General features: G+C 70.7%; 23 protein-coding genes. 14 read left to right on the forward strand and 9 right to left on the reverse strand.

Annotated elements, in window-relative coordinates; translation table 11 throughout:
- Positions 1-8: 8 nt before the first annotated feature.
- From V4F39_RS12830 to V4F39_RS12850, 5 genes are all read right to left on the reverse strand, one after another.
- Positions 9-2,297: a methyl-accepting chemotaxis protein gene (locus V4F39_RS12830; RefSeq protein ID WP_378234970.1), complete on the reverse strand. Its 2,289-nt coding sequence runs from the start codon at positions 2,295-2,297 to the stop codon at positions 9-11.
- A 151-nt stretch (positions 2,298-2,448) separates the two neighbouring features.
- A complete protein-coding gene (locus tag V4F39_RS12835) occupies positions 2,449-2,994 on the reverse strand; it encodes a chemotaxis protein CheW (RefSeq protein ID WP_332289860.1) in 546 nt (181 codons plus the stop codon).
- 8 nt (positions 2,995-3,002) lie between these two features.
- A complete protein-coding gene (locus V4F39_RS12840; RefSeq protein WP_332289861.1) occupies positions 3,003-3,368 on the reverse strand; it encodes a response regulator in 366 nt (121 codons plus the stop codon).
- A 26-nt stretch (positions 3,369-3,394) separates the two neighbouring features.
- The gene (locus V4F39_RS12845) at positions 3,395-3,811 is read right to left on the reverse strand and encodes a response regulator (protein WP_332289862.1); all 417 of its coding nucleotides are present in this window, start codon (positions 3,809-3,811) and stop codon (positions 3,395-3,397) included.
- A gap of 79 nt (positions 3,812-3,890) precedes the next feature.
- Positions 3,891-4,043: a rubredoxin gene (locus V4F39_RS12850; RefSeq protein WP_332290553.1), complete on the reverse strand. Its 153-nt coding sequence runs from the start codon at positions 4,041-4,043 to the stop codon at positions 3,891-3,893.
- A 177-nt stretch (positions 4,044-4,220) separates the two neighbouring features.
- On the opposite strand from V4F39_RS12850, the gene thiD reads away from it, so the two are divergent.
- The 5 genes from thiD to V4F39_RS12875 all read left to right on the forward strand — a co-directional run bounded on the left by thiD (position 4,221) and on the right by V4F39_RS12875 (position 9,844).
- Positions 4,221-5,177, forward strand: coding sequence for a bifunctional hydroxymethylpyrimidine kinase/phosphomethylpyrimidine kinase (gene thiD / locus V4F39_RS12855; RefSeq protein ID WP_332289864.1), 957 nt, complete (start codon positions 4,221-4,223; stop codon positions 5,175-5,177).
- Between the two features lie 19 nt (positions 5,178-5,196).
- Positions 5,197-6,495: a glutamate-1-semialdehyde 2,1-aminomutase gene (hemL, locus tag V4F39_RS12860; protein ID WP_332289866.1), complete on the forward strand. Its 1,299-nt coding sequence runs from the start codon at positions 5,197-5,199 to the stop codon at positions 6,493-6,495.
- A gap of 229 nt (positions 6,496-6,724) precedes the next feature.
- Positions 6,725-7,807, forward strand: a complete 1,083-nt coding sequence (locus V4F39_RS12865; protein WP_332289867.1) for a porin — start codon at positions 6,725-6,727, stop codon at positions 7,805-7,807.
- Between the two features lie 11 nt (positions 7,808-7,818).
- Entirely contained in the window at positions 7,819-8,223 is a 405-nt protein-coding gene (locus tag V4F39_RS12870) for a hypothetical protein (RefSeq protein ID WP_332289868.1), read from the forward strand.
- 76 nt (positions 8,224-8,299) lie between these two features.
- On the forward strand, positions 8,300-9,844 hold the full coding sequence (locus tag V4F39_RS12875; RefSeq protein ID WP_332289869.1) for a methyl-accepting chemotaxis protein: 1,545 nt from the start codon (positions 8,300-8,302) through the stop codon (positions 9,842-9,844).
- A gap of 37 nt (positions 9,845-9,881) precedes the next feature.
- Here the strand turns inward: V4F39_RS12875 and V4F39_RS12880 are convergent, their stop codons facing one another.
- Both V4F39_RS12880 and V4F39_RS12885 read right to left on the reverse strand, forming a co-directional pair.
- Positions 9,882-10,358 (reverse strand): DUF6152 family protein, encoded by a 477-nt coding sequence (locus V4F39_RS12880; RefSeq protein WP_332289870.1) that lies wholly within the window; start codon positions 10,356-10,358, stop codon positions 9,882-9,884.
- Positions 10,359-10,378: 20 nt separating this feature from the next.
- On the reverse strand, positions 10,379-10,804 hold the full coding sequence (locus V4F39_RS12885; RefSeq protein ID WP_332289871.1) for a hypothetical protein: 426 nt from the start codon (positions 10,802-10,804) through the stop codon (positions 10,379-10,381).
- A gap of 43 nt (positions 10,805-10,847) precedes the next feature.
- Here V4F39_RS12885 and mpl point away from each other — a divergent pair, with 43 nt between their 5' ends.
- Positions 10,848-12,218: a UDP-N-acetylmuramate:L-alanyl-gamma-D-glutamyl-meso-diaminopimelate ligase gene (gene mpl / locus V4F39_RS12890; RefSeq protein ID WP_332289872.1), complete on the forward strand. Its 1,371-nt coding sequence runs from the start codon at positions 10,848-10,850 to the stop codon at positions 12,216-12,218.
- Here mpl and V4F39_RS12895 read toward each other — a convergent pair.
- Positions 12,208-14,823 (reverse strand): zinc-dependent metalloprotease, encoded by a 2,616-nt coding sequence (locus V4F39_RS12895; protein ID WP_332289873.1) that lies wholly within the window; start codon positions 14,821-14,823, stop codon positions 12,208-12,210. The two genes, mpl and V4F39_RS12895, sit on opposite strands and share 11 nt — an antisense overlap.
- 223 nt (positions 14,824-15,046) lie before the next feature.
- On the opposite strand from V4F39_RS12895, the gene V4F39_RS12900 reads away from it, so the two are divergent.
- The 4 genes from V4F39_RS12900 (at position 15,047) to miaB (ending at position 18,226) form a co-directional block, all read left to right on the forward strand.
- Positions 15,047-15,649 carry a YqiA/YcfP family alpha/beta fold hydrolase gene (locus V4F39_RS12900; protein ID WP_332289874.1) on the forward strand — a complete coding sequence of 201 codons (603 nt, stop codon included), beginning with the start codon at positions 15,047-15,049 and terminating at the stop codon, positions 15,647-15,649.
- Between the two features lie 12 nt (positions 15,650-15,661).
- Positions 15,662-16,402, forward strand: a complete 741-nt coding sequence (gene fabG / locus V4F39_RS12905) for a 3-oxoacyl-[acyl-carrier-protein] reductase (protein ID WP_332289875.1) — start codon at positions 15,662-15,664, stop codon at positions 16,400-16,402.
- A 76-nt stretch (positions 16,403-16,478) separates the two neighbouring features.
- On the forward strand, positions 16,479-16,862 hold the full coding sequence (locus V4F39_RS12910; protein WP_332289876.1) for a hypothetical protein: 384 nt from the start codon (positions 16,479-16,481) through the stop codon (positions 16,860-16,862).
- Positions 16,859-18,226 carry a tRNA (N6-isopentenyl adenosine(37)-C2)-methylthiotransferase MiaB gene (miaB, locus tag V4F39_RS12915; protein WP_332289877.1) on the forward strand — a complete coding sequence of 456 codons (1,368 nt, stop codon included), beginning with the start codon at positions 16,859-16,861 and terminating at the stop codon, positions 18,224-18,226. Before V4F39_RS12910 ends, miaB begins: the two co-directional genes overlap by 4 nt.
- Positions 18,227-18,259: 33 nt before the next feature.
- On the opposite strand, the gene V4F39_RS12920 is transcribed toward miaB, so the two are convergent.
- Positions 18,260-18,538, reverse strand: a complete 279-nt coding sequence (locus V4F39_RS12920) for a hypothetical protein (protein ID WP_332289878.1) — start codon at positions 18,536-18,538, stop codon at positions 18,260-18,262.
- Positions 18,539-18,641: 103 nt separating this feature from the next.
- Between V4F39_RS12920 and hemA the strand changes: the two genes are divergently transcribed.
- From hemA to V4F39_RS12940, 4 genes are all read left to right on the forward strand, one after another.
- Positions 18,642-19,940, forward strand: a complete 1,299-nt coding sequence (gene hemA, locus V4F39_RS12925; protein WP_332289880.1) for a glutamyl-tRNA reductase — start codon at positions 18,642-18,644, stop codon at positions 19,938-19,940.
- Positions 19,941-20,050: 110 nt separating this feature from the next.
- Positions 20,051-21,142 (forward strand): peptide chain release factor 1, encoded by a 1,092-nt coding sequence (prfA, locus tag V4F39_RS12930; RefSeq protein WP_332289882.1) that lies wholly within the window; start codon positions 20,051-20,053, stop codon positions 21,140-21,142.
- Positions 21,132-21,998 (forward strand): peptide chain release factor N(5)-glutamine methyltransferase, encoded by an 867-nt coding sequence (gene prmC / locus V4F39_RS12935; protein WP_332289883.1) that lies wholly within the window; start codon positions 21,132-21,134, stop codon positions 21,996-21,998. Before prfA ends, prmC begins: the two co-directional genes overlap by 11 nt.
- A gap of 106 nt (positions 21,999-22,104) precedes the next feature.
- The gene (locus V4F39_RS12940; protein ID WP_332289885.1) at positions 22,105-22,689 is read left to right on the forward strand and encodes a hypothetical protein; all 585 of its coding nucleotides are present in this window, start codon (positions 22,105-22,107) and stop codon (positions 22,687-22,689) included.
- The last annotated feature ends 74 nt before the right edge of the window (positions 22,690-22,763 follow it).

Raw genomic sequence — 22,763 nt, forward strand, 5'->3', positions numbered from 1 at the left:
CGTCGGCGTCAGTCGATCTTGAACCGCGCCACCGACTGGCTCAGTTCATCCGCCGTGCGCGACAGCTCGCGCACCATCTGCGAGGTCGAGCGCGTGCCCTCCCCGGTCTGCTCGGTCACCGCGAAGATGTGCTGGATGTTGGTCGCCATCACGTTGGCCAGCTGCGCCTCGCTCAGCGCCTGGCTGGAGATCTGGGCGATCAGGTCGGACAGCTGCCGCGTCACCCGTTCGATGTCGGCCAGCGCCGAGCCCGCGGCGTCGGACAGCCGCGTGCTCTCGACGACGCCCTGCGTGGAGTGCTCCATCGCCGCCACGGCATCCTGCGTGTCCGCCTGGATGGTCCTGACCAGCGCGGCGATCTGGCGCGTGGCGTCGGCCGAGCGTTCGGCCAGGCGCTGCACTTCCTCGGCCACCACGGTGAAGCCGCGGCCGGCCTCGCCCGCGGACGCCGCCTGGATCGCGGCGTTGAGCGCGAGCACGTTCGTCTGCTCGGTGATGTCGGAGATCAGCTCGGTGATCTCGCCGATCTCCTGCGAGCTCTCGCCCAACCGCTTGATGCGCTTGGACGTCTCCTGGATCTGGTCGCGCATCGCGTTCATGCCGCCGATGGTGTTCTGCACCGCGGCGCGGCCCGACTCGGCCGCCGCCAGCGACTGGCGCGCCACTTCCGCCGTCTGCTGCGCCTGGCCCGACACCTCGTTGATGCGGCCGGCCATCTGCAGCACCGATTCGCCGGTCTCGTGGATCTCGCGCAGCTGTTCGGTCGAGGCGGCCAGCAGCTCGGTGGAGGTGGCCTCGACCTTCTGCGTCGTGTCCGCCAGCCGGCCGGCGGCCCCCTGGACCTGCGACACGAGCGAGCGCAATTCCTCGACGGTGTAGTTGACCGAGTCGGCGATGGCGCCGGTGATGTCCTCGGTCACCGTGGCCTGCTGCGTCAGGTCGCCCTCGGCCACCAACTGCAGCTCGTTCATCAGCCGCAGGATCGCGGCCTGGTTGGCGTCGTTGACGCGTTTGGCCTGCTGTTCCTGGCGCTCGGCCTCGGCGCGCTGCGCCTGGGCCAGCCGGGCCTGCTGCGCCTGGTCGCGCACGTACAAGCGCAGCGCGCCGGCGCCGCCCAGCAGCGCCAGCAGCACACCGCCGAGCATCAGCGGCAGCGGCAGGGCCAGGCCGCTGGCAACCGGTGCGGCGCCCACGCGCTGCTGCAAGGCCTCGAGGCCCTGGCGCAGCGGCTCGCTGTCGGCCAGCACGGCCGCCTGGGCCTGCCGCGCCGCCACCATGGCGGGCAGGCGGGGCAGCACGGCCTCGGCCTGCACGCGGATCGGCTCGTACTCGGCCAGCAGGATCGCCAGGCGCTCGCGCGTCGCGGGGTCGCGTGTGCCGGGCAGGCCGAGGTCGGCATTCCCGTCCTGCAGCGCCAGCGCGGTGTCGCGGAAGGCGGGCAGGTCCTTGCCGAGCAGGAACACCGCCTCTGGAGCGAGGCCTTCGGCGGCCAGGAATTCGCCGGCGTTCTTGCCCAGGCGCTGGGTCAGCATCACGAGCTGGCCCGCGGCGGCCACCTCCGCCGGCGTGCCGCCATGCTGGAGCTTGGACGCGACGACCGCCTCGGCCGACTCGAGCAGTTGGCCCGACTGGCGCGCGATGCGGCGCAGCGCCTGGCCGCCCTGCACCAGCGCCTCGCGCTGCTCGAGCACGGCACGTGCGTTCTTTTCGGTGCGTTCGACCAGCGGCAGCAGCGGCGCGACCTCGTCGCGCAGCGGCGCCGCCAGCGCCGCGATGCCGCCGGCCCCTTCGAGCAGGCCGCGCACGTTGCGCGCCAGCACGCCGGCGCTGTCCTCCACGTCGGCGAAGGCCGGCGCCTGGCCCACGACCGCCAGCGAGACCGACCGCGCCAGGCGCTGGGTCTGAGTGAGCGCCTGCGCAACCGATGCCGCATGGTCCGCATCGCGATGGGCCGATCCGAGGGCCAGCACGACGCCGGCGATCAACGCCAGCAGGCCCGCGAGGATGAGCAGGCCCAGCATCCGCCGCTGCCGCGCCGCTGGCCACCCGCCGATCAGCGGCAGCCCGCCGGCACCGGGGGGCGCGGACGAGGCGGGCTCATCCGGCTCGAACTGGCGGCTCTCCAGGAAATCGTCGTTGAGCTCGGAGGGCCGGCTCTCCGCGATGAGCGAGGGCTCCGGCAGGCGCGCGGGCGGTGCCAAGCCGGCACCCGGGCGCGGGAACTGCGTCGTTGTCGCCGCGAACGGCTCACCCGCCGCGGCCGGCCGTGCGGCTTCGTAGGGAGCATCGATGTTCATGTCGAGCTGGATGTCGGCCGCGTCGGCGGACAGGTCGCTCACCTGCGTGGCCGGGCCGTCCGGCCCGGCCGTGCTGTCGTCGCCCTTGGGCTGGTATGGATCCTGGACACTCATTGCTTCACCCTGGGCTTGGCTCATGTGCGCGGGGCGTTCAGCCCGCGATGGCAAGAAACTGCGGATCGTCGGCGAGGGCGGACAGGAGGATCTCCTGCCAGGCACGCCCTTCCGCGTCCCGGTAGAGGGCCCCCGCGAAGGCTGGCCGCACGGCGGACTGCGGATCTTCGGCCCCCGCGCCGTCGCGCTGGAGCTGGGTCTCGTTGCGCAGGCCAGCCAGGCGCTCCACCAGCAGGGCGCAATTGAGCCCGCCCGACGGATTCAGCACCACCAGCCGCGCCGGATCGCGCACGCCCTCGCGCGTCGCCTCGGTGCGCCCGAAGCCCAGGAAGGCCGCCAGGTCGACGACCCCGTGCAGGCCGCCGCGCAGGTTGGCCACGCCCACGAACCACGGCCGCGCATGCGGCACGGGCAGCAGCGGCACGAGCGGAAAGATCTCGCCGGCCTGCTGCAGCGGGAACAGCAATCCATGGCCGCGGCATTCGACCGCCAGCCAGGATGCCACGCGCTCCTGGGTGCGGGCCGCCAGCAGGCGCTCCGCCAGGCGGGCATGCAGTTCGCGCAAGGCTTCGCGGTCAGCCATGGCGCACGCTAGTCGAAGGCGCGGATCTTCGCGATCAGCTCGTCGGCGTTGACCGGCTTGACCACGTAGTCGCGCGCGCCCTGGCGCAGGCCCCAGACCTTGTCGGTCTCCTGATTCTTGCTGGTGCACATGATGACGGGCACACCGGCGAAGCGCGGGTCGCGCGTGATCGAGCGGGTGAGCTGGAAGCCGTTCTGGCCGGGCATCACCACGTCCATCAGGATCAGGTCGGGCAGGTCTTCGCCGAGGCGCCGCATGGCCTCGTCGCCGTTCTCCGCGGTGCGCACGTGGTAGCCGTGCTTGCCGAGCAGGTCCGACAGGTGGTAGAGCTCGGTCTTCGAATCGTCCACCACCAGGATCTTCCGGATCGTCATCTTGTTGTTCCTCTCGACGGCGGCCTTCAGGCGGAGCGCCGGTGCTGTTCAACGGCGCGCAGCAACTGTTCCTTGGTGAACGGCTTGGTCAGGTAGTCCTGCGAACCGACCATGCGGCCGCGCGCCTTGTCGAACAGCCCGTCCTTCGACGACAACATGATCACCGGCACGTGCGCAAAACGCGGGTTGCGCTTGATGATGGCGCAGGTCTGGTAGCCGTCGAGCCTCGGCATCAGGATGTCGCAGAAGATCAACTCGGGCTCGTGGTCGTTGACCTTGGCCAGCGCATCGAAGCCGTCCTCGGCCAGCACCACCTCGTGGCCGCCCTGGCGCAGGAAGATCTCGGCACTGCGGCGGATCGTGTTGCTGTCGTCGATCACCAGCACCTTCGCCGCAGGCAGCGGCGAGGCGGGGTCGACCAGGGTGGGAAACGGATCGCTCACGGGCGACTCTCCTTCATGCACGTTCGCGCCTTCGCATGGCCCAGGCAGGCGGCGTGCGGGCCACCCTCGGGAAGGCCCCTCAGATCTGGACCATCTCGAAGTCTTCCTTGCGAGCGCCACATTCGGGGCACACCCAGTTCATCGGGACATCGGCCCATTTGGTACCCGGCGCGATGCCGTGGTCGGGGTCACCGGCGGATTCGTCATAGATCCAGCCGCAGATCAGGCACATCCAGGTTGCGGGTTCGCTCACGTTATGCAGTCAATCACTACAATGAGCGGGCATTGTAGCCACGCAGTTTTGCCAAAAGCCGAGACCGTGCAGGCACATGCAACACATTCTTGAAACTCCTCTGGAGGTTATCGGCATCACGCTGCTGCCCTTGAGAGGACGTACCGGATCCCACCCATGAACCCCCAAAACCAACCGCCAGCGGCCGAAGACGATGCGGCCGAGGAAGGTGTCGCGCCCGCCTGCGTGATGAGCTTCAACGCCAGCGACGCGAGCGGGGCCGGCGGCCTGGCCGGCGACATCGCCACCATCGCCGCGATGGGCGCGCATGCGCTGCCGGTGGTCACCGCCATCGTCATGCGCGACACGGCCGAGATCTTCGACCGCCACGAGATCGAAGGCGACGTGGTTGTCGAACAGGCGCGCGGCATCCTGGAAGACGTGACGATCGCCGGCTGGAAGGTCGGCTTCCTGGGCTCGGCCGAGGCCGTCAGCTCCGTCGCCGAGGTCCTTTCAGACTACCCCGACGTGCCGCTCGTCTCGTACATGCCCAATGTCGGCTGGCTCGACGACGAGGAGCACCAAAGCTACCTCGACGCCTACCGCGAGCTGATCCTGCCGCAGACCGAGGTGCTGGTGGGCAACCACAAGACGCTCACCGACTTCCTGCTGCCGGAGTGGGACAACGAACGCCCGCCGTCGGCGCGCGAGCTGGCCGTGGCGGCCGGCGAGCACGGCACGCGCTTCGTGCTGGTCACCGGGGTGATGCTGCCCTCCAAGGGCAAGGGCAGCGAGCAGTGGGTCGACAACGTGCTGGCCTCGCCGCAAGGGGCGCTGACCGGCGAGAAGTTCGAGCGCTTCGACGCCAGCTTCGTCGGCGCGGGCGACACGCTGTCGGCCGCGCTGGCCTCGCTGCTGGCGGCCGGCAGCGAGTTGCAGGCGGCCGTCGGGGAGGCGCTGGCCTTCCTGGACAACAGCCTCGATGCAGGCTTCCGCCCCGGCATGGGCAACGTCATCCCCGACCGCTTCTTCTGGGCGCTGCCGCCCGGCGAGGAAGGCGAGCCGGGCGAGGATCCCGGCTCCGGCCCCCAGGGCGAGCCCGAAGGCAAGACCGCACCGCGCCAGGTGCACTGACCCGCCGGCGCACACAGGCATGAGCAACGACAGGAACGCTGAACTCTTCGAGCGCGCGCAGCGCGTGATCCCCGGCGGCGTGAACTCGCCCGTGCGCGCCTTCCGCGCGGTCGGCGGCACGCCGCGCTTCATCGCACGGGCGCAGGGCCCATACATGTTCGACGCCGAAGGCCGGCGCTACATCGACTACATCGGCTCCTGGGGCCCGATGATCCTCGGCCACGGCCATCCCGCCGTGCTGGAGGCCGTGCAACGGGCCGCCACCGAAGGCTTCAGCTTCGGCGCGCCGACCGAGCGCGAGATCGAGCTGGCCGAGGAGATCGCCTCGCTGGTGCCGAGCATCGAGCAGGTGCGCCTCGTCAGCTCGGGCACCGAGGCGGCGATGAGCGCGATCCGCCTCGCCCGCGGCGCCACCGGCCGGCCCATGCTGGTCAAGTTCGAGGGCTGCTACCACGGCCATGCCGATGCGCTGCTCGTCAAGGGCGGTTCCGGCATGGCGACCTTCGGCCACCCGACCAGCGCCGGCGTGCCGCCCGAGGTGGTGCAGCACACGCTGGTGCTCGAGTACAACAACGTCGAGCAGATCGAGGAGGCCTTCCGCCTGCACGGCGCGCAGATCGCCTGCGTGATCCTGGAGCCGATCGCCGGCAACATGAACTTCGTGCGTGCGCAGGTGCCCTTCGTCAAGCGCCTGCGCGAGCTGTGCACGCAGCACGGCGCGCTGCTCGCGTTCGACGAGGTGATGACCGGCTTCCGCGTCGCGCTCGGCGGTGCGCAGAGCCTCTACGCCCAGCTGATCCCCGGCTTCGCGCCCGACATCAGCGTCTTCGGCAAGGTGATCGGCGGCGGCATGCCGCTCGCGGCATTCGGCGCGTCGCGCGCGGTGATGGGCCTGCTGGCGCCGCTCGGCCCGGTCTACCAGGCCGGCACGCTGTCGGGCAACCCGGTGGCGACGGCCTGCGGGCTGGCCACGCTGCACGAGATACGCCGGCCCGGTTTCTTCGAGGCCCTGGCCAGCCGGACCCGCACGCTGGCCGACGGCCTGGCGGCCGCCGGACGTGACGCAGGCGTGCCGCTGGTCACCGACTGCGAGGGCGGCATGTTCGGCTTCTTCTTCGGCAGCGAGCTGCCCCAGCACTACAACGCCGTGCTCGCGACCGACAAGGAGCGCTTCAACCGCTTCTTCCACGCCATGCTCGACCGCGGCGTGTATCTGGCACCGGCGCTGTACGAGGCCGGCTTCGTCAGCGCCGCGCACACGGCCGAGGACATCGACGCCACGCTGCTGGCCGCCCGTGCCGCCCTGGCCTGCGGCTGAGCCACACGACTTCCTGCTTCTCCCGAAGGGCGCCTCCAGGCGCCCTTCGGCGCTTTTGCCGCGCCACATTTCCAATCAATAAACCCAATCACAAAAATCGGGTGATTGGAGGAAAAGCGCCGCCAGCCATTCTGGCCTGTTCAGCACCGTTAATGGTCCGTCGATAACGGGCTGCGTGCCACTCCGGTGCGTTTCCAATCATTAATCGGTTTGAGGTAAGAAAACCATCATGAAACCCCACGCCATTGCCGCGGCAATACTCCCTCTCGCCCTGGGCGCGCCGACCGCGTTCGCCGGCATCCAGCTGGGCGAGCATGTCACCCTCAGCGGCTTCGGCACGCTGGGAGCAGTGGTCACTGACAACGACGAGGCGCAATTCCGTACCGAATCGAGGCAGCCGCGCGGCGCCGATGATTCGGTGGACTTCGGCGTCGACAGCAAACTCGGCGTGCAGGCCAACGTCAAATTCAACGAGACCTTCAGCGCAGTCGGGCAGATACTGACCAGCCGCCGCATGTCGGACCGCCCCGTCGTCGAATGGCTCTACGGCCAGGCGCAACTTCCCGCGGGGTTCTCGGTGAAATTGGGGCGCATGGTGCTGCCGACCTTCATGATTTCGGATTCCCGCGCGGTCGGGTATGCATCGCACTGGCTGCGAGCGCCCCAGGAGGTTTATGGCTCCTATCCGCCGAGCTACTTCGATGGCGGGCAGCTGCAATACCGCAATGCCTTCGGGCCGGTCAACGCGACCCTGCAGCTGTCGATCGGCCGCACCGAGACCGACATCCACGTGGGCGGCGTGAAGGCCCCCCTCGAGATGTCGAAGCTGCGTTCGCTCAACCTGCTGCTGGAGTCGGGCAACTGGCTGGTGCGGCTCGGCCACACCGTCGCCCCGGACGCCGAGCTCAAGGGGCTGGGCATCCCGCCCACCGATGACCAGTTCTCCGGCCTCGGCCTGCAGTACGACAACGGCACGGCGCTTGTGATGGCCGAGTACGCGGTCCGCCGCCAGGGGGGTGGCAAGCCCTTCGAGAGCGACGGCTGGTACCTCAGCGGCGGCTGGCGGTTCGGCGCCTGGATGCCCTACGCGACCGTTTCGCGCTTCACGCCCAAGGGCGTGATGTACGGCACACGCCAGAAGGACTCGACCGATGCCGTCGGCGTGCGCTGGGACGCGATGAAAAACGTCGCGATCAAGGCCCAGGTGCAGCGCGTCGACAGCGCCGCCGCGTTCGTCAAGGCCACGCCCGGCTTCCTCGCCAAGCGGCCCGAAGTGAACGTCTACGGCATCGCCGTCGACTTCGTGTTCTGACGGAGGCCCGGATGATCAAGACCTACGCACGACTGGCCGCGCTGACGCTGGCCGCCTGGAGCACCGGCGCGCTCGCCGCCGACATCGTGGTGATCGGCCACCCCGGCAGCGCCGCGCTGAGCAAGGAACAAGTCGCCGACATCTTCCTGGGCAAGAACCAGAGCCTGACCCCGCTGGACCAGGCCGACACCGCCGCGATCCGCGCCGAGTTCTACAAGAAGGCGACGGGCCGCGATCTCGCGCAGGTCAAGTCGACCTGGTCGCGCCTCGCCTTCACCGGCAAGGGCCAGCCGCCCAAGGAGCTGCCCGACGCGGCGGCCGTGAAGAAGGCCGTCGCCGCCGACCCGAAGGCGGTCGGCTACATCGAGAAATCCGCTGTCGACGGCAGCGTCAAGGTCATCGCCGACATCGACTGACGGCGCCTGCAGGACGAGCCGGGCGGCCGCGATGCCGTCGCCCGGCACCCCCGCGCCCCCAACACCAGGACAAGGTATGAAGTTGAGAACCAAGATCTGGGTGCTGCCCATCAGCGCAGCCGCCGTTTTCCTGATCGGCTGCGCCATCAGCTATGCCGTGGGCGCGCACACGTCCGCGACACTGGAACGCCTGCGAACGCAGGACTATCCGCTGCAGGAGGCGGTGGAGAAGGTCGAACGCGCCATCGACAACTTCCGCAGGACGCTGCAGGCTGCGGCCGCAGAAGGCGACGACACCCGCCTGAAGGACACCGAGGAGCTCGCCAACGCCACACTGGAGGCCGTGGACGCGCTCGGCCGCATCGAGGGGCAGGCCGAGCTGGTGATCGCGCTGCGCAGGAACGTCTCCGCCTACCAGATGGCAGCGCTGGACGTCACCCGCACCATGCTCTACAAGGGTGACGTCACGGGCCAGCTGACGCACATGCAGGCGACCATGGAGGTGCTGGACACCCAGCTCGCCACCAGCAAGGAGGCGGCGCAGGCCGCGGTGGCCGAGGCGCAGAACATCATGGCCGAAGGCGTGCAGCGCAACCTGCTGGTCGTGCTGGCGACCTGCCTGGCGGCACTGGCCTCGCTGGGCATCGCGTCCAAGCTGATCGTGGCGTCGGTCTGGCGCGACCTGGGCGACGAACCCGAGCACCTCGGCCACGCCATGCGGCGCATCGCCGACGGCGACTTGTCGTCCGAGATCTCGACGCCGGCGCCGGGGGCCCACGCTCAATCGGTGAGCGCCGCGCTCGCCGCGATGGCCCGTCGGCTGAGCGACACGGTCGGCGTGATCCGCCTCGCGACCGACTCGATCACCACGGCCTCGAGCGAGATTGCGGCGGGCAACCAGGACCTCAGCGCGCGCACCGAGCACACCGCGTCGAACCTCCAGCAGACAGCCAGCGCGATGGAGCAGCTCACGGGCACGGTGGGCCAGACGGCCGGCGCCGCGATGCAGGCGCGCTCGCTGGTCGACAACGCCGCCGAGGCCGCGCAGCGCGGCGGCGACATCGTCGCCCAGGTGGTCGACAACATGAACGAGATCAACGCCGCCTCGCGCAAGATCACGGACATCATCGGCCTGATCGACGGCATCGCGTTCCAGACCAACATCCTCGCGCTGAACGCCGCGGTCGAGGCGGCCCGCGCCGGCGAGCAAGGCCGCGGCTTCGCGGTGGTGGCCAGCGAGGTGCGCAGCCTCGCCAAGCGCAGCGCGCAGGCCGCGGGCGAGATCAAGACGCTGATCGCGCTGTCAGGCGGCAAGGTGGAGACCGGCGCCCAGCTGGTGGGCGACGCGGGCACCGCGATGGAGCAGATCGTCGCCAGCGTGCGCCACGTCAACAGCGTCATCTCGGAGATCAGCGCCGCCGCCAGCGAGCAGTCGTCGGGCATCGGCAGCGTCAACGAGTCGGTGGCGCAGCTCGACCAGATGACGCAGCAGAACTCGGCGCTGGTGGAGCAGTCGGCCGCGGCCTCGAGCAGCCTGCGCGAGCAGGCGGAAAGGCTGTCGGCGGCCGTCGCGGCCTTCCGCCTCGATCTGGTCCAGGGCGCGCCGTCACCCGGCGCCTAAAGGCACCGCCGATGGCAGCCGCGCCGCGGTGCGGCCGTCAGGCGGGCGAAGAGCGCAGGCCATACACCTGGCCGGCCACCCAGACGTACTCGGCACGCAGCACCGGCTCGCCCTTTTCGCCCGGCGCCGCGAACCCGAGCACCGCCAGCGGCGTACCCACGGCGATGGGGGCCATCTTCCAGGCCTCCAGCCGCGTCAGCGGCGCCAGCTCGACCGTCCACAGCTTGTCGGTGCGGGTGGGCAAGCGCGCGGCGGCCAGCAGCGCCGGGCCCTCCACCGGCGCGGACTGGGCCGGCAGCGCACGCTGCGCGAGGTCGGCGGGCAGGCGCAGATCGCCCGCGCGTTCCAGCGTCAGCTCGGCATGCGGATTGCGCCAGGCGACCTTGGCCGCCTTGCCCTCGAGGTACAGCGGGCGCTGCTGGTCGAAGCCGCTCCAGCCGTGGTGCGCCCAGGCGCCGCGCACCATCGCCAGCGCGGCGGGCACGCCGATTGCGAGAACCGTTCTGCGTCGCATGACAACCTCCGTCGTTCAGTTCAATACGCCAGCCAACGGCCGCAGATGATCACCGCAAGCCAAAGCCCCACCGAGAGCGCGGTCTGCGCCCGGGCGAGCACATCGAGCTTCGACAGGCCGCCGCGGGCATGGAAGAGCACCGCGTTCACCCCGGCGAGGCCGACCAGCCCCAGCTTCCACAGGAAGAGCCGGTGGGCCAGCAGTTCGGCGGGCTGGCTGGCGAACATCAGCAGCCCGCTGGCAGCAACGATCGCGAAGCCGCCGAGCGTGACCGGCAACGCCAGCCGCGCGAGCGGGCGCACGGGCACCGCGGCGCCCCAGCCCCAGATGCGCAGCTCCAGCAGCATCAGGCTGCCGACCAGCAGCGCGATGCCGGCGATGTGCACCGCCTCCAGCGCGGGATACAGCCAGGCATGCTCGGCGATCCAGGTCCATCCTCGCCCCATGGCCGTACCTTAGCGCCTGCCACCCGCTCCTAGAATCTTTTCCATGCATATCCACATCCTCGGCATCTGCGGCACGTTCATGGGCGGCCTCGCCGCGCTGGCGCGCGAGGCGGGTCACCGCGTCACCGGCTGCGATGCCAACGTCTACCCGCCGATGAGCGACCAGCTGCGCGCGCTCGGCATCGACCTGATCGAGGGCTTCGATGCCGGCCAGCTCGCCTTGAAGCCTGACCTCTTCGTGGTCGGCAACGTGGTCAGCCGCGGCAACGCGCTGATGGAGGCGATCCTCGACGCCGGCCTGCCCTACACGAGCGGCCCCCAATGGCTGGCCGAGCACGTGCTCCAGGGCCGCCACGTGCTGGCGGTGGCCGGCACGCACGGCAAGACCACCACCACGTCGATGCTCGCGTGGATCCTCGAGCACGCCGGGCTGCAGCCGGGCTTTCTCGTCGGGGGCGTGCCGCAGAACTTCGGGGTGTCCGCCCGGCTGGGCGTGGGCAGGCCGTTCGTGATCGAGGCCGACGAATACGACACCGCGTTTTTCGACAAGCGCAGCAAGTTCGTGCATTACCGCCCGCGCACCGCGGTGCTGAACAACCTGGAGTTCGACCACGCCGACATCTTCGACCGCATCGAGGACATCGAACGCCAGTTCCACCACCTCGTGCGCACCGTGCCGGCGAGCGGCCGATTGGTCGTGAATGCGCGGGAAGCCACGCTGCAGCGGGTGCTCGAACAGGGCTGCTGGAGCGAGGTGGTGCGCTTCGGCCCGCCGCGCGAGGAAACCGGTGCGCTGCGGGCCCGCGGCGAGCCGCATGCCTTCGACGTGCTGCGCGGCAGCCTGAAGATCGGCCGCGTCGAATGGGCGCTGTTGGGGGAACACAACCAGCTCAACGCACTGGCGGCGATCGCCGCGGCCGAGCACGTGGGCGTGGACCCGGAGATCGCGGCCCGGGCCCTGGGCAGCTTCGAGAACGTGCGCCGCCGGCTGGAACTGCGTGGCGAGGCCGGCGGGGTGAAGGTCTATGACGACTTCGCGCACCACCCGACCGCGATCCGCACCACCGTCAACGGCCTGCGGCGCAAGGTGGGGCTGGCGCGCATCCTGGCGGTGTTCGAGCCGCGCTCCAACACGATGAAGCTGGGCACGATGAAGGCCCAGCTGCCGTGGTCTCTGGAAGAGGCCGACCTGTCCTTCTGCCACGGCGGCGGCCTGGGCTGGGATGCCCGCGAGGCGCTGGCGCCCATGGGCGCGCAGGCCTCGGTGCACGACAGCATCGATGCCCTCGTCACCGCCGTGGTGCGCGCCGCCAGGCCGGGCGACCACGTGCTGTGCATGAGCAACGGCGGCTTCGGCGGCGTGCACGCCAGGCTGCTGGTCGCACTGCAGAAGCCGGCCGGCCCTAACTCCTGACCATCGTCGCGCGCAGCGCCTCGGTCAGCGTCGACGCACTCTCCTGCAGGTGGGCGCGGGTCTCGGGCGTCAGGCCCGTGCGCGCCCCGGCGCCGCGCAGCTGCGCCTGCAGCTCGGTGGCGTGCATGCGCACGAGGCTCAGCGCGTCGGCCGGCAGGTCGCTGGGCCGTGTCAGCAGCGCCTGCACGCGCTTGAGGTGCTCACGCTGCAGGTTGCGGCGCATGCCGTCGATCTCGCCGCCCTGCTTGAGCTCGCGCCAGATGGCGGATTGCAGCGTCATGTAGACCTCGTTGAGCGTGAGCGCGCCGGCCCGCTGGTAGGTGGGCAGGTACGCCGGCAGGTCAAGCACGCGCTGCGCGGTGCCGGCAGCCATCAGCCGGTCGAGCGCCTGCGTCTGCAGCCCCAGCACGAGCGACGGGATGCTGACCGGCTGGGCCCGCTCCCACTCGTTGAAGTCGGGGCTCAGGCCGGCGAGGAACTCGGGTCGGAAGCGGAAGCTGTCGATGCTGAAAACGCTGTCGGCCAGGAAGCGCAGGGCCTCGCGCTGGCGCTCGGGCTCCACCGGCCGGTAGGTGGGCCGGCCCGTGGTGCCCGGCAGGTCGCGGTGCACCACCATGCCGCCGACGTACTTGGCCGTGAGCTGCGGCAGGTCGCGCAGCTGCCGGAAACCACTGGCCAGCACCCGGCGCTCGCGCAGCGGATCGTCGCCCGGCCGCGCGCCCCGCGCCTGCACACGCTCCCACAGTTCCCGCGACAGCGCGAAGCGCTTGCGGTACCAGGCCAGCGGGTCGTCGCCCAGGTCGAAGCGGTTGGTGTACGGGTCGATGCCGCCGCCGCGGTTGCCATCGGCATCGGCGTCGTCGGCGTAGGCCAGCGCGGGCTCGGTGCTGCGTGCGGCGATGCGGCCGAGTTCGACGGGCTCCTGCGCGCGCTCGAACGGTTTGTATGCGTACTCGATCGCCCAGTAGTCGTAGGCGCCGAGCGTGGCGGCGACGAAGTTGCCCTGCCGTTCACCGGCCAGCGCGATGTTGAACGGCGTGTAGTCCATCACCGAGTTGCCGATGCCGTTGGCGGCGGTGTAGCCCTTGTCCTGCAGCTGTGCCGCGCTCACGGTGGTCGAGCCCTTGAAGTTGTGCTTGAGGCCCAGCGTGTGGCCGACCTCGTGCATGACGACTTCCTTCACGTAGGCCTGCACCACCGCCTCCGCCTCGGGGCTGCCGGGCGGCAGGTCGTCGCGGGCTTCCAGCAGGTCGAACGCGAAGGCCGCCTCGTCGGCCGCCTCGTGCGCGAAGGTGCACCGCTCCGTGTGCCGGTGCCCGAACGCGGACGCGAGGCCCTGCAGCGCCGCGGGGCGTGCGCCCAGGTCTTCGGTGAGGACGCGGCGCGCGCCGCGGGCGAACACGTCGCTCATCGCGATGTCGGCGTCGAGGATCTCGCCGGTGCGCGGATCGCGCACGCTCGGCCCGCGCGCGAAGCCGACGTCGGCGCCGACGAACCAGCGGATCGACGCATGGGCGCTGTCGAGCGTGTCGAAGGCGGCGTCGTCGGGCTGTTGCTTCACGACGATCGCATCCTTGAAGCCGATGCGCTCGAAGGCCTTGTTCCACTCGAGCACACCGGCCTCGACCGACGCGCGGTAGCGCTGCGGGATGTTGCGGTCGAGCCAGTAGGTGATGGGCACGGCCGGCTCGGACAGCACGGCCTGCGGGTCCTTCTTCTCGAGCCGCCAGCGCGCCACGTGGTGCACGCGCAGGTTCGGCTTCATCTCGTTGCCGAAATCGGTGTAGGCGTCGGTGAAGTGCCCCAGGCGCGGATCGGCGGCGCGGGGCGCCATCGGCTGATCCGGCAGCTGCTGCAGGCTGTAGACGATGCCGACGAAGAGGCTGCGCGGGTCGGGCGTCGTGCTGGGCGGCGTGGGCACGGCGGTGGGGGGCCGCACCAGCGGCGGCGCCGGGATGCGCGGCGTGGCGTAGTGCAGGTTGACGTTGAGCACCGTCACCCGCGAGTCGGCCCGCGCAGCGTCGAAGAACGAGTTCCCGCGGTCCAGGCCGTACGGCAGCCGGTAGGCCATCTCCAGGTAGGTGGAGTAGCCGAGCAGGTCCGACATCAGGAAGGCGGCGTCCACCAGCACCGACTTGCGCTGCGGATGCTCGGCGCTGGCCACCGGCGTCGCCCCGAGCAGGCTGTCGGAGAAGCCCTGGCGCACGGTGCGTGCGAGCGCCGGGTCGCCGGAGGCGACGTAGTCGGTGTTCTTGGCGACCAGCTGCACCGTGTTGCCGATGCGCCGCAACTCGACCATCCAGTTGCCCGCCATCTGCCCGGCATAGAGCCCGCGCTCGCCGACCGACTGGCTGACGTTGGCGGTCAGCAGGAAGGGCTTGCCGAAGCGGTCGGCGGGAATCTCCAGCCAGACCTTCTCGTCCTTGCGCCAGACAGGGAAGAAACCATCATCCTGCTTGGCGTCGCGGACCACGTCGGCGAAGGGGCGCGGCGCCGTGGGATCGGGGCGGGCGGCGGCCGCCGGCCCGGTGGGTGCCGCACCCGACGCGGCAGGGGCGGGTGCGCCGCCGGCGGCGGCCGCGGGCGCAGGGGCCGTGCCTGCCACGGCAGAGGGCGAGGCAGCGGGACGCAGCGCAGCGCAGCCCGAAAGCACCATCAAGGCCGCGGCGGCGGCAGTGACACGGAGGGGAAGGACGCAAGAACGCATGTCAGCTTTCGACGCAAAAAGGTTGCACGCCGGCGCCCCGGGGGGCGGCGGCGGGGGTGCCGATGGCCGATGTTCCCACGCCCGGGGGTCTGGCGCCGGCGGCCGATAGACTCGTGCCGCCATGGACCGTTCCCCGACCGCCCCGCCCACCCACCTGCTGTACCTGCACGGTTTCCGTTCCTCCCCGCAGTCGTTCAAGGCACGGCGGGTCGCCGCATGGATGCGGGCGCACCGGCCGGCGGTGCACTGGTGGTGCCCGCAGCTGCCGCCTTCGCCGCAGGAGGCGATGGCGCAGGTGGCGTGCGGCATCGCCGGCTGGCCCGAGGGCCGCATGGCGGTGGTGGGCAGCTCGCTGGGCGGCTTCTACGCCACCGCGGTGGCCGAACGCACCGGCTGCCCGGCCGTGCTGCTCAACCCCGCCGTCGATCCGGCGCGCGACCTGGCCCAGTACATCGGCGAGCAGACCGCCTTCCACGATCCGGCCGAGCGTTTCTACTTCCGAGCCGAATTCGTCGATGAGCTGCGCGCCCTCGCCGTGCCCGCGATCACGCGGCCCGGGCGCTACGCGGCCGTGATCTGCAAGGGCGACGAGGTGCTCGACTGGCGCGAGATGACCGGCCGCTACCCCGGCGCCACGATCCGCCTGCTGGAAGGCGGCGACCACGCGATCTCCGATTTCGACGAGCACCTGCCGTTCGTGCTCGATTTCCTGAAGCTGACCTGACCCCAGAACACCATGAGACTCAGAGACAAGATCTGCATCGTGACCGGCGCCGCGCAGGGCATCGGCCTGGCCACCGCCGTCAAGTTCGCGCGCGAGGGCGCGACCGTGATCGTCTGCGACCTGAAGGCCGCGGCCATCGACGCAGCAGTGACCCAGTGCATCGAGGCCGGCGGCCGTGCCGAAGGCTTCGTGCTGAACGTGACCGACCGCGTGCAGGTCGATGCGATGGTGGCCGCGGTGAAAGCCCGGCATGGCCGCATCGACGTGCTGGTGAACAACGCCGGCATCACGAAGGACGCACGGCTGGTGAAGATGTCGATCGAGCAGTTCGACGCCGTGATCGACGTGAACCTGCGCGGCGTGTTCCATTGCTCGCAGGCCGTGGCCGACACGATGGCGGCGCAGGGCGCCGGCGTGATCCTGAACGCCTCGTCGGTGGTGGGCATCTACGGCAACTTTGGCCAGACCAACTACGCCGCCAGCAAGTTCGGCGTGATCGGCTTCACCAAGACCTGGAGCCGCGAGCTGGGCCCGAAGGGCGTGCGCGTGAACGCGGTGGCGCCGGGCTTCGTCGAGACGCCGATCCTCTCGACCATTCCCGAGAAGGTGCTCGACCACATGCGCGAGCAGGTGCCGCTGCACCGCCTCGGCAGGCCGGAGGAGATCGCCAACGTCTACGCGTTCCTGGCGAGCGACGAGGCCAGCTACGTCAACGGCGCGGTGATCGAGGTCTCGGGCGGCATGGCGGTCTGACCGTGCTGCGATAATTCCGCACTTCCCGCATGGCGCAGCACTCCCGCCGCGCCAGCACAGCCCCTGGATCTACACCATGCCCCGCTGTGTCGTTGCCGCCGGCCTCCTGGCCGCGGCCGTCATGTCGTCCGCGTTCGGCCAAGTGCCGCGCAACTTCCCCGGCAACGCCCTGCGCGGCGAGCTGCAGATCGTGCAGCCGCCGCAAGCACTGTTGAACGGCCGTGCCGCGATGCTCGCGCCCGGCTCGCGCATCCGCGGGCAGGACAACATGATCCAGCTCTCGGGCAGCCTCGTCGGCCCCAAGTACGTCGTGCACTACACGCTCGACCCGATGGGCTACGTGAAGGACGTGTGGATCCTCACCGCCGAAGAGCGCGCCAAACGGCCCTGGCCGGTCAACCTGAAGGAAGCCGGCACCTGGTCCTTCAACTACGACGCGCAAACCTGGACCAAGCCATGAGCGACACGCCCGCCGCCGACCACAAGAAGAAAGTGTTCATCCGCACCTTCGGGTGCCAGATGAACGAATATGACTCCGACAAGATGGCCGACGTGCTGCGCGCCGCCGAGGGCTACGAGCCCACGCAGGACGTGGAGCAGGCCGACCTGATCCTCTTCAACACCTGCTCCATCCGCGAGAAGGCGCAGGAGAAGGTGTTCAGCGACCTCGGCCGGGTGAAGCACCTGAAGAGCAAGGGCGTGTTGATCGGCGTAGGCGGCTGCGTGGCCAGCCAGGAAGGCGCGGCCATCATCGAGCGCGCGCCCTACGTCGACATGGTGTTCGGGCCGCAGACGCTGCACCGCCTGCCGCAGATGATCGAGGCGCGCACGCGCGAGCGCCGCCCGCAGGTCGACATCAGCTTCCCCGAGATCGAGAAGTTCGACCACCTGCCGCCGGCGCGCGTCGAAGGCGCCACTGCGTTCGTCTCGATCATGGAGGGCTGCTCCAAGTACTGCTCGTACTGCGTCGTGCCCTACACCCGGGGCGAGGAAGTCAGCCGCCCGTTCGACGACGTGCTGACCGAGGTGGCCGAACTGGCCGCGCAGGGCGTGAAGGAGGTGACGCTGCTGGGCCAGAACGTCAACGCCTACCGCGGCACGATGGGCGACACGGCCGAGGTGGCCGACTTCGCGATGCTGATCGAGGTGGTGGCCGAGATCCCGGGCATCGAGCGCATCCGCTACACCACCAGCCACCCGAACGAGTTCACCCAGCGGCTGGTCGACGTCTACGCCCGCGTGCCGCAGCTCGTGAACCACCTGCACCTGCCCGTACAGCACGGCAGCGACCGCATCCTGGGTGCGATGAAGCGCGGCTACACGGTCCTCGAATACAAGAGCACGATCCGCAAGCTGCGCGCGATCCGGCCCGACATCAGCCTGTCGACCGATTTCATCGTCGGCTTCCCCGGCGAGACCGACGAGGACCACGCGAAGACGATGAAGCTGGTGGAAGACATCGGCTACGACGCGTCGTTCAGCTTCATCTTCAGCGCCCGCCCCGGCACGCCGGCGGCCGCGCTGCACGACGACACGCCCCATGAGGTGAAGCTCAAGCGCCTGCAGCAGCTGCAGGCCGCGCTGGAGGCCAACGTGCGCCGCATCAGCGCCAGCCGCGTCGGCACCGTGCAGCGCATCCTGGTCGAAGGGCCCTCGCGCCGCGACGCCAGCGAGCTGATGGGCCGCACCGAGTGCAACCGCATCGTCAACTTCGCCGGGCCGGCGCGGCTGGCGGGGCAGATGATCGACGTGACGATCACCGAGGCCTATCCGCACTCGCTGCGCGCCGAGGTGGTGACCAGCGAGGCGCCGTTGGCGGCCTGAGCGCCGCCGCCAGGCCCGCAGCGGCGCCCGTCGTCAGCGCCGGCGCAGAAAGCCGGCGCACCACAACGCCAGCGCGCAGGCCAGCACCATGGCGCCGTAGGTGGCCATGCGGCCGTCCTGGCCCAGCAGCACCAGCCCGCCGAGCAGCACCAGCGCCCCCGCGGCAAAGGCCCACCCGGCCAGCCGGGTGAAGCGCACGCCGGCCAGCTCGCGCCGCCACAGCAGCTTGGCCGCGGCCGCGGAGATCACGCCCACGCCCAGTGCGGGCGCGAACAGGTTCAGCACGTGCCAGAGCGCGTCGAGAAGATCCATGGAGCGAAGGTTTGATGCAGCGCAAAGCCGGTGCGGTTGAACTATCGGGGCGATCAACCTGGATCTGCGCTTGTGAGGGCGCGGAATTTTATAATTCGAGCTTATGAGCGTGTTTGCCCTCGGCCTGAACCACACGACCGCCCCGCTGGACCTGCGGGGCCGTTTTGCGTTCGCGCCGGAGCAGCTGCCGCCCGCGCTGCGCGGATTCCGCGAGCGCGTGCAGCGCAGCGGGGCCGAAGCCGCCCTGCTCTCCACCTGCAACCGCACCGAGTTGTACGTCGCGGCCGACCCGGCCGGCACGCCGGAGCTGGTGCGCCCGGCCATCGAATGGCTCGCCGCCCAGGGCGGGGTGAGCGGTGGCGAGCTGATGTCGCACACCTACGTCCAGGAAAACCGTGCCGCCGCCCGGCATGCCTTCCGCGTGGCGTCGGGCCTCGACTCGATGGTGCTCGGCGAGCCGCAGATCCTCGGCCAGATGAAGCAGGCCGTGCGCGAGGCCGATGCGGCCGGCACGCTGGGCACCACGCTGCACCAGCTCTTCCAGCGCTCGTTCTCGGTCGCCAAGGAGGTGCGCACTTCCACCGAGATCGGCGCCCACTCGATCAGCATGGCCGCCGCCGCCGTCCGGCTGGCAGCGCAGCTGTTCGAAGACCTGGGCGACATCCGCGTGCTGTTCGTCGGCGCCGGTGAAATGATCGAACTGGTCGCCACGCACTTCGCGGCCCGCAACCCGAAGGGCATGGCACTGGCCAACCGCACGCTGGAGCGTGGCGAGAAGCTGGCCTCGCGCTTCGGCGCGCAGGCGCTGCGGCTGGCCGACCTGCCGCAGTGCCTGCACGAGTACGACGCGGTGATCTCCTGCACCGCCAGTTCGCTGCCGATCATTGGCCTCGGCGCGGTGGAGCGGGCGTTGAAGCTGCGCCGCCACCGCCCGATGTTCATGGTCGACCTGGCCGTGCCGCGCGACATCGAACCCGAGGTCGCGCGCCTGGACGACGTCTACCTCTACACCGTCGACGACCTGTCGACGCTGGTGCAGACGGCCGGCGAGCGCCGCCAGGCCGCGGTGCAGCAGGCCGAAGTGATCATCGATGCCGGCGTGCAAAGCTTCGCCCACTGGCTCGACCAGCGCGCCAGCGTGCCGCTGATCCAGGCCCTCAACCGGCAGGCCGACGACTGGCGCGCGGCCGAGCTGGCGCGCGCGCGCAAGCTGCTGGCACGTGGCGACGACGTCGAGGCGGTGCTGGAGGCGCTGTCGCGCGGCCTCACGCAGAAGATGCTGCACGGCGCGCTGGCGGAGCTGCACGCCGCCGACCAGGCCCAGCGGGACCAGACCGCGCAGACCATTTCGCGCCTGTTCCTGCGCCACAGCGCACGCACGCCGGGCGGGCCCTCGCGTTAGCGGCGCTGCAAGCGACGCCGGCCGGGCCGCCCTGCCCCCGACGGCCTTTCTCCCGCCCCCGTTGTCCTGCCGCCGTCGCGCGCGGCGCCCCGTGCCCACTTCGCCCGCCCATGAAAGACACCCTCCGCCACTCTCTCGAACGCCTGGTGATGCGGCTGGCCGAGCTCGATGCCAGCCTGGCCGATCCGCAGGTGGCGTCGGACATGAAGCGCTACCGGGCGCTCTCGCGCGAACAGGCCGAGGTGGCCGGCGTGGTCGACCGCTTCCGCCAGTACGAACAGCGCGAGCGCGACCTCGCCGCCGCGCGCGAGATGCTCGACGACCCCGAGATGGCCGACATGGCACGCGAGGAGATCGGCGGCGCCGAGGCCGACCTCGAACGGCTGCTGACCGAACTGCAGACCGCCCTGCTGCCGCGCGACCCCGACGACGAGCGCAACGCGTTCCTCGAAATCCGGGCCGGCACGGGTGGCGACGAGTCGGCGCTGTTCGCCGGCGACCTGGCGCGCATGTACCTGCGCTGGTGCGAGCGCCAGGGCCTGCGCACCGAGCTGATGAGCGAGAGCGAATCGGAACTCGGCGGCTACAAGGAAGTGGTGATCCGCGTCGAGGGCGAGCGGGTGTACGAGCGGCTGAAGTTCGAGTCGGGCGGCCACCGCGTCCAGCGGGTGCCGGTGACGGAGAGCCAGGGCCGCATCCACACCAGCGCCTGCACGGTGGCGGTGATGGCCGAGCCCGACGAAGCCGAAGAGGTCCAGCTCAACCCGGCCGACCTGCGCATCGACACCTTCCGCGCCAGCGGCGCCGGCGGCCAGCACATCAACAAGACCGACAGCGCGATCCGCATCACCCACCTGCCCACCGGCATCGTGGCCGAATGCCAGGACGACCGCTCGCAGCACCGCAACAAGGCCAAGGCGATGTCGGTGCTGGTGGCGCGGCTGCGCGACAAGGACCGCAACGAGCGCGCCGCGAAGGAGGCCGCCACGCGCAAGAGCCTGGTGGGCAGCGGCGACCGCTCCGACCGCATCCGCACTTACAACTTCCCGCAGGGCCGGCTGACCGACCACCGCATCAACCTGACGCTCTACAAGCTCGGCGCGGTGATGGACGGCGACCTCGACGATGTCATCGCTGCGCTGCAGGCCGCACGTGCGGCCGAGCAGCTCGCCGCGCTGGAGAGCGGCGTTCATGGCGGCTGAACCGCCGGCGGCCGCCGCGCCGCGCACCGTCGCGCGTGCACTCGCGGATGCCCGGGCGGCAGGACTCGGCCGCCTCGACGCCCAGCTGCTGCTGGCGTTTCACCTGCGGCAGCCGCGCACCTGGCTCCTCACCCACGGCGACGACTTGCTGCCGCCCGTGCTCGACGCGGCCTACGCCGGCGACTGCCGCCTGCGCGCCGAGGGCATGCCGCTGGCCTACCTGACGGGGCAGCACGAGTTCCACGGGCTGCTGCTCGAGGTCACCCCGGACGTGCTCGACCCGCGCCCCGACACCGAAACGCTGGTGGACTGGGCGCTCGAGCGCCTGGCCGCCCGGCCCGCGGGCGCCGACCGGGCACAGGTGGCCGACCTCGGCACGGGCAGCGGCGCGATCGCGCTGGCCATCAAGCACGGCTGCGCGGCGGCGCAGGTGCGCGCGCTGGACGCCAGTCCGGGCGCGCTGGCGGTGGCCCGGCGCAACGCGGAACGGCTGGGCCTGGAGGTGGTGTTCCTGCAGGCGGATTGGTGGGAGGGGTTCGCCCCGCCGCTGCTCGACCTGGCCCTGAGCAATCCACCTTACATCGCCGGCGACGATCCGCACCTGCCTGCGCTGCGCCACGAGCCCCGCATGGCCTTGACCCCGGAAGGCGACGGCCTCGATGCCATCCGCAGGATCGTTGCTGGCGCGCCACCCCGCTTGCGCGCCGACGCCTGGCTGCTGCTGGAGCACGGCCACGATCAGGCGGCCGCCGTGCAGGCGCTCCTGGCGGCCGCCGGCTTCGTCGACATCCAAGGCCGGCACGACCTGGCCGGGCACCTGCGCTGCAGCGGCGGCCGCTGGCCCGGGCGCGCCTGAATCGCCAAAAACAACCCCGCATCGCCCCCTTGATCGGTGTACACGCGGCATGCAGCCGGCGTAGCATCGACCGCACCTTCTGCGCAGGCGAGGAAAGGAGCACGCGATGCCGATGACCATCCATCTCCGCCAGGGCTTCGGGCCACTGCTGATGCTGGCGGCCCTCGGAGCCGGTGCCGACCAGGGGCTGCGCGTCGACGACGCGGCAGACGCCTGGCCCCGCTGGCACACCCGCATCGGCGTGGTCGGCCCGGCGGCGCGCAGCGATCTGTCGCTCGCCGCCGCGCTCCCCAGGCTGCACAGCGCGCAGGTGCTGGGCGACTACTACTTCGCCGGCACCGGCTTCGACGCCCAGCGCATCGCCGGCGGATTCCGCGCCACCAGCGGCCTGCTGCTCGGCAGCCGCAGCGCCGCGCTGAGCGCGGCCGCGCTGCCCTCGGCCGAGGGCCTGTCGGTGACGCGCTCCTGGGCCGACCCGTCCGCCGAATCAGGCGGCACGGTGCCCTACGTGGGGGTGGGCTACACGGGCCTGTCGGTCCGGGGCGGCTGGGGCTTCACGGCCGACGTGGGCCTGATGGCGCTGGGTGGCGGCCTGCGTGTGGGGAGATCGAACGCGACCACGATCGATGACCTCGCACGCGACATCCGCCTCACGCCGGTGCTGCAACTGGGCGTGTCGTACTCGTTCTGACGGCGGCCGCGGCGCGTCGGGCAGGGGTATGGCGGCCGCGGCGCGCGTGAGCCGCCGGCATGCCGTATAACCGC

It is taken from the genome of Aquincola agrisoli, assembly GCF_036621135.1.
Taxonomy (GTDB): Bacteria; Pseudomonadota; Gammaproteobacteria; order Burkholderiales; family Burkholderiaceae_C; genus Aquincola; species Aquincola agrisoli.

Coding starts and splice junctions, on each gene's coding strand:
- V4F39_RS12920 (WP_332289878.1), bottom strand. CDS start 18,538: ATGGATCTTCTCGACGCGCTCTGGCACGTGCTGAACCTGTTCGCGCCC.
- V4F39_RS12885 (WP_332289871.1), bottom strand. CDS start 10,804: ATGGGGCGAGGATGGACCTGGATCGCCGAGCATGCCTGGCTGTATCCC.
- hemL (WP_332289866.1), top strand. CDS start 5,197: ATGAGCAACGACAGGAACGCTGAACTCTTCGAGCGCGCGCAGCGCGTG.
- V4F39_RS12830 (WP_378234970.1), bottom strand. CDS start 2,297: ATGAACATCGATGCTCCCTACGAAGCCGCACGGCCGGCCGCGGCGGGT.
- prmC (WP_332289883.1), top strand. CDS start 21,132: ATGGCGGCTGAACCGCCGGCGGCCGCCGCGCCGCGCACCGTCGCGCGT.
- thiD (WP_332289864.1), top strand. CDS start 4,221: ATGAACCCCCAAAACCAACCGCCAGCGGCCGAAGACGATGCGGCCGAG.
- V4F39_RS12900 (WP_332289874.1), top strand. CDS start 15,047: ATGGACCGTTCCCCGACCGCCCCGCCCACCCACCTGCTGTACCTGCAC.
- V4F39_RS12865 (WP_332289867.1), top strand. CDS start 6,725: ATGAAACCCCACGCCATTGCCGCGGCAATACTCCCTCTCGCCCTGGGC.
- V4F39_RS12835 (WP_332289860.1), bottom strand. CDS start 2,994: ATGGCTGACCGCGAAGCCTTGCGCGAACTGCATGCCCGCCTGGCGGAG.
- prfA (WP_332289882.1), top strand. CDS start 20,051: ATGAAAGACACCCTCCGCCACTCTCTCGAACGCCTGGTGATGCGGCTG.
- mpl (WP_332289872.1), top strand. CDS start 10,848: ATGCATATCCACATCCTCGGCATCTGCGGCACGTTCATGGGCGGCCTC.
- miaB (WP_332289877.1), top strand. CDS start 16,859: ATGAGCGACACGCCCGCCGCCGACCACAAGAAGAAAGTGTTCATCCGC.
- V4F39_RS12880 (WP_332289870.1), bottom strand. CDS start 10,358: ATGCGACGCAGAACGGTTCTCGCAATCGGCGTGCCCGCCGCGCTGGCG.
- V4F39_RS12940 (WP_332289885.1), top strand. CDS start 22,105: ATGCCGATGACCATCCATCTCCGCCAGGGCTTCGGGCCACTGCTGATG.
- V4F39_RS12910 (WP_332289876.1), top strand. CDS start 16,479: ATGCCCCGCTGTGTCGTTGCCGCCGGCCTCCTGGCCGCGGCCGTCATG.
- V4F39_RS12870 (WP_332289868.1), top strand. CDS start 7,819: ATGATCAAGACCTACGCACGACTGGCCGCGCTGACGCTGGCCGCCTGG.
- V4F39_RS12875 (WP_332289869.1), top strand. CDS start 8,300: ATGAAGTTGAGAACCAAGATCTGGGTGCTGCCCATCAGCGCAGCCGCC.
- V4F39_RS12850 (WP_332290553.1), bottom strand. CDS start 4,043: ATGTGCCTGATCTGCGGCTGGATCTATGACGAATCCGCCGGTGACCCC.
- hemA (WP_332289880.1), top strand. CDS start 18,642: ATGAGCGTGTTTGCCCTCGGCCTGAACCACACGACCGCCCCGCTGGAC.
- V4F39_RS12840 (WP_332289861.1), bottom strand. CDS start 3,368: ATGACGATCCGGAAGATCCTGGTGGTGGACGATTCGAAGACCGAGCTC.
- fabG (WP_332289875.1), top strand. CDS start 15,662: ATGAGACTCAGAGACAAGATCTGCATCGTGACCGGCGCCGCGCAGGGC.